The organism is Pedobacter sp. MC2016-15 (assembly GCF_026239695.1).
Taxonomy (GTDB): Bacteria; Bacteroidota; Bacteroidia; order Sphingobacteriales; family Sphingobacteriaceae; genus Pedobacter.
The window spans coordinates 1-3,485 of sequence record NZ_JAPIVS010000012.1 but is presented as its reverse complement, the minus strand read 5'-3'; the positions used below and the strand labels follow the sequence as shown (position 1 = coordinate 3,485).

General features: G+C 36.0%; 5 protein-coding genes. 4 read left to right on the top strand and 1 reads right to left on the bottom strand.

From position 1 onward, the window contains the following. The coding region (locus OQY15_RS22330) for a hypothetical protein (RefSeq protein ID WP_265794389.1) at positions 1-212 on the bottom strand (212 nt) is incomplete at its 3' end. Positions 213-454: 242 nt separating this feature from the next. Here OQY15_RS22330 and OQY15_RS22325 point away from each other — a divergent pair. The 4 genes from OQY15_RS22325 to OQY15_RS22310 all read left to right on the top strand — a co-directional run bounded on the left by OQY15_RS22325 (position 455) and on the right by OQY15_RS22310 (position 3,428). After that, entirely contained in the window at positions 455-1,144 is a 690-nt protein-coding gene (locus OQY15_RS22325) for a hypothetical protein (protein ID WP_265794388.1), read from the top strand. A gap of 11 nt (positions 1,145-1,155) precedes the next feature. Continuing rightward, positions 1,156-2,700: a hypothetical protein gene (locus tag OQY15_RS22320; protein ID WP_265794387.1), complete on the top strand. Its 1,545-nt coding sequence runs from the start codon at positions 1,156-1,158 to the stop codon at positions 2,698-2,700. Positions 2,701-2,844: 144 nt separating this feature from the next. Next, complete coding sequence (locus OQY15_RS22315; protein ID WP_265794385.1) at positions 2,845-3,060, top strand: hypothetical protein; 216 nt, start codon at positions 2,845-2,847, stop codon at positions 3,058-3,060. Next, entirely contained in the window at positions 3,054-3,428 is a 375-nt protein-coding gene (locus OQY15_RS22310) for a type II toxin-antitoxin system VapC family toxin (protein ID WP_265794384.1), read from the top strand. Before OQY15_RS22315 ends, OQY15_RS22310 begins: the two co-directional genes overlap by 7 nt. The last annotated feature ends 57 nt before the right edge of the window (positions 3,429-3,485 follow it).

Below are 3,485 nucleotides of genomic sequence, written 5' to 3'. Positions count from 1 at the left end.
ACCCTATGTTCTTTCGGAGCAAGAGCAAAAGCTGCGATTCCCGCTCCGTCAATATCTTGCGGTCTGTTGGACCGATAAGCAGCAGTTCTTTTGGATAAAAACGATAGAGCCCAATCTCGTAAGATTCCGGCTCCGGTGTTCTTTCCATCTCCCACCAGTGCGGAAAGCACCCATGTCAGATAAATCTTCAGTTCTCTTCTTCGATTTGACAATTCTGTACAAAAACATCTATGAGTACATTCCTTCCTCTATTCTGGTTAGGACATCTTCGACCATTCCTATTTCACTCTCGCCATGCAAGGCATTATTTGGTTTTGAAAGCACTATATAAAGTAAAATATGCCTATAACTAGCTATTGCAACTCTTTGTAATTGGAAGTAATTTCATTGCTATATGTTTGAGAGCATACAATTTTAGTAGCCTGGCAATAGAATAAACAAATAAACTTAATATATGAAATTAACCTTGCTAATTAGCCTTTTAATAACTATTGCCTATTGGGGACATGCTCAGGATAAGGCCTCTTTAACAAAAGAGGAAACGGTAAATTACATCAATAAAAAATTGCAGGAGACTGTCGGTCATTACAAAACGGCAGAGAACGATGGTGCCGCCAAAGGCGTAAAAGAATATTGTTGGTCGCATTCAATATCATTGTCTGGTGATAAGATTAAAGTAAGTCGAGTAAGAAGTAACTATACAAGTGATAAAATAAACAATGCAGAACAGGTGTATCATCAGGGTAGTAATTACTATCTCTATCCTTGTGATTATTACGAAGCAAACTTAGAACAAGAATTTAATCCAATGCATATCATAAGTATTGAATTAAACAAGAAAGTTGTCTCAGATGATCCTGTTGGAAGTATGTCTTTGAAGTTACAAGCCAGTACAGCTCAAAGAAAAGCAATAAGCACGGGTGCACAATACAAATTTCCTGAAGGAGAGCCTGGAACCCAACTCAAATGGGAATATTGGGGGAAATGCTATGGTTCAAAGCAGTTTGAGCCATCCATATCTTTTAGTAATGAGATTTATATAAATTTCCTTGCAGCAGATATAGCTAATTTCGAAAAGCTTAAAAAAGCGTTTGAATACCTCCGGGAATTGTCGAAGGCGGAAGATGATCCCTTCGCAAATTAAAATGCAATCAGATGTTTCAAAAGCGATTTCTATTATGTTTTGTTATCAATATATTAATTATCACGAATATTCAAGGCCAGACTTCAGGTCTGGGTGAAGTTAGGACCATAGAATCAATGGCGATAAGTTTCGATAATAATCAAACTAAAATTACCCAATATCGGGCTGAACTGCCTGAACTCGAATCTTTGTGGCGGAACAAGATCCATAAGGCAAATGAAGAGTTAGCCGCACTTTACAAGGAGCGTGACGCCTTGATTGCAGATATGAAAATTGGGGCTAGATGTAGTCAGTGTAGCAAGTATAAATCAGAATTTGAAAAAGAAGGTAAAAATTTCGCACAGCACTTGGGAGAGGTAAAAGGCTATGCCATACCAGCAACAACAATCGAACTGGAAACTACCAGGAAACAATTTGCAGAAAAGATTGCAATAAAAAAGGTATTTCTCCAAAGTTTAAAAAATGGGGATAATGCAGTAGTTAAGAAACAGAATAGTATTCGTGAGCTGGAAAACACCAATAATATGCTATGCAAGGAAATCACTGCGCATAGCAAAGAGTATGAAAGAATCATCCTGTCAGAGGCTACAGCAAAACAAGATGATTGGATAAGCTCATTGATGGAACTTGCCATTAATATACTTATTTCAGATGATAAGGTAACAATTTACAAATCCAAGGTTTTACGATTACAGGTAACTCATCAAAAAGAGATCGTATCACTTAAAGAACGCCTTCGGGTCTCCCACTTAGAAGCGCAAAACGAAAATAAAAATAGAGTCTCTTCTATTCTACAAAAAATAAGTAATATCAATGTGGAGAAAAATAATTATCTGGCACCTTTAGAAATACAACTTAATAAAGCAAGAGAACAAAAAAATGCTATCGAAAATGAGTTAAAGAATACTTCGGTGACTGATAGTGTGAAATTGTCTCTCTCTTCCAGTTTAAACGGACAAATTTTACAGATTGCCAACTTGGAAAAAAGTATTTTGGTGTATAATGCCAGTTTAAAAAATAGGATTGCATTGTTAGAGGCAGAGGTTAGAATCTTGAGGGAAAATCTTATTAACCTAAATACAAGCCTGCCTAAACTAATGGTCGCCGAGCTTGCAAAGTTCTCTGCTGTTTATGAACAAAAAAAAATAGAAGCTAAACAGTTAATTTCTTCTTCGACGGTCGAACTAGCAAATGCAAGAAAGACGTATACAGCCAAGGCAGAACTTAGCAAAAAAAAGAATCTTGCTTATGTGGATCAAGTTGTTATTGAAAGCAATAGGATAGTCGTTGCTGCTCAAAAAATAACCTGTCCAGTCTGGAATGATTCAAGATTTAAGGTGGTGGGAAACTGGAATAAATTGTTCTCCTGTGTTAATTCACTGACAACTATGGCAAAACCATTTAGTTACAATGTTTTCAACGCATATTGTCCAGGAAAGTCTGCTGCTTCTTATATGGCGTCTTATAAGAAATTTTTAATAAGCTTGAATGTGGAGGATAAAAAAGCTGTCATGGGAAATAGTAATGTTAATTGGTTCGAAACAATCACATTATAAGAACGTAAACACCAGCATTATGCCGTCTGCATCAAGTTCTTGTGTTTCAAAGCACGATATAGAAAATCGATTCTGTTACAATTGGCATAAATACTGCTAATTTTTGCTATGGTTATTGTCTGGAAATATTTGTAAATTTGAATTATGGAAAAGCTCACTATCCACATCCCTGATAAAAAAAGTAGCATGGTCAAACAGATCCTCAAGGAGTTAGGTGTAATCTTTCAGCATGAAACACATGCTTCTCTATCTGGGTATAAGGCGAAGCTGACGAAAATTTCTACTTGGTCAGATACTGATTTAAAGGATCTGGAGGTAGGTAGTAAGGGCTTCGAAGATCTTAAGGCCGAACAATGGTAGTAGATACAGGCATTTTTATTGAACATCTTCGAATCAAAAATAAAACTGCAAGTACATTATTCAAATTGGCTGATAGTGCTGACCTATTCATTTCTGCGGTATCTCTTTATGAACTCTATATGGGTGCCACTACTAAAGAAAAAGAGATGGATGTTCAAAATATAACCGAAGACCTTTCTGTTCTACCGTTTACAGATGTTATTGCACAGAAAGCGGCAGAAATTTATCATCAGCTCAAACGAAATAATCAGCTAATAGAATTTAGGGATATTTTCATAGCTGCCACCTGTATAGTTAATGATCTTCCTCTTGTTACCCTAAATAAAAAACATTTTCAAAGAATTGATGGGTTAGAGATTTTGAAATAGATATTCAAATAGCCTATGAACACATTACGACTGCTAAATATTCCTATATTCCTGAAT

Bases quoted from the DNA above. Each gene is read 5' to 3' on its own strand.
- OQY15_RS22325 (WP_265794388.1), top strand. From the start codon at position 455: ATGAAATTAACCTTGCTAATTAGCCTTTTAATAACTATTGCCTATTGG.
- OQY15_RS22320 (WP_265794387.1), top strand. From the start codon at position 1,156: ATGTTTCAAAAGCGATTTCTATTATGTTTTGTTATCAATATATTAATT.
- OQY15_RS22315 (WP_265794385.1), top strand. From the start codon at position 2,845: ATGGAAAAGCTCACTATCCACATCCCTGATAAAAAAAGTAGCATGGTC.
- OQY15_RS22310 (WP_265794384.1), top strand. From the start codon at position 3,054: ATGGTAGTAGATACAGGCATTTTTATTGAACATCTTCGAATCAAAAAT.